Source organism: Poseidonocella sp. HB161398, assembly GCF_005870025.1.
Lineage (GTDB): Bacteria > Pseudomonadota > Alphaproteobacteria > Rhodobacterales > Rhodobacteraceae > Mangrovicoccus.
In genome coordinates this window covers 1-999 of the sequence record NZ_VATA01000234.1, presented here as the reverse complement: position 1 = coordinate 999, position 999 = coordinate 1, and the positions used below count along the sequence as shown (strand labels likewise).

At 66.2% G+C, this 999-nt stretch carries 1 pseudogene; it reads left to right on the top strand.

From position 1 onward, the window contains the following. Nucleotides 1-41: 41 nt before the first annotated feature. Nucleotides 42-999 (top strand): annotated as a pseudogene (locus FGX59_RS37000) (IS5 family transposase); the annotation flags it as partial.

Sequence of the window (999 nt, the reverse complement as noted above, 5' to 3'; positions counted from 1 at the left end):
GTGGGATTCATCTTGTGAACCCAGCATGCTAGCCGGGCTGCATGAGCAGACCTCCGAAGCCGACCTGCAAGACCACCAATTGGCAAGCGTATAACCAGGCGCTGAGGCAGCGCGGATCGCTGACCGTCTGGTTCGATCCCACGATGCAATGGGAGGCGGTGCCGTCCGGGCGTCGCGGCCGACAGCAAGCGTACAGCGACGCGGCGATCCAGGCCTGTCTCACCCTCAAGGTCCTGCTCGGCCTGCCGCTCCGCCAGACGACAGGGTTCGTGTCGCGTCAGCTGGAGCTGTCTGGGCTCGGCTGGGCAGTGCCGGATTTCAGCACCCTGTCCCGGCGCCAGAGCGAGACGGGACCGTGGCGCCAGTGGCGCCGCGAAAGCCCGTCGAACAATGGACGTCACCATCCCGTATCGCGGCTCCAAGCGGGCGCTTCACCTGCTTGTCGACAATGAGGCATCGACCGCCATCGGTCCGAGAACGATGCCGAATGGCATCAAGGTGGAGGGCGAAGGCGAGTGGCACGCGCGCAAGCATGGCGGCCCGAAACGGCCCGTTCGCGGTGCCGCTCGGACCGGTGGCGCGGCCCGCTCACGGCGCAAGATCCACCTCGGCATAGACGAGAAAACTTTGGAGATCCGGGCGGTCGAGGTCACCTCCAGCAATGTCGGCGACGCGCCGATGCTGCCAGACTTGCTTGCCCAGATCCCTCCGGATCAGGAGATCGCCACCTTCACAGCGGATGGCGCCTACGACACGCGCGCCTGCCATGAAGCCGTCGCCGGCCGCGGTGCGGCGGCGGTCATTCCGCCCCGCCGAAATGCGCGACCATGGAAGCCGGACACGGCTGGAGCCCGGGCGCGGAACGAGATCCTGCGAACGTCAAAGCACCTTGGCCGGACGTTGTGGCGGAACTGGAGCGGCTACCACCGACGAAGCAGGGTGGAGACCAAAATGAACTGCGTGAAGCTGCTCGGACAGAGGCTGATGTCCCGCGACTTC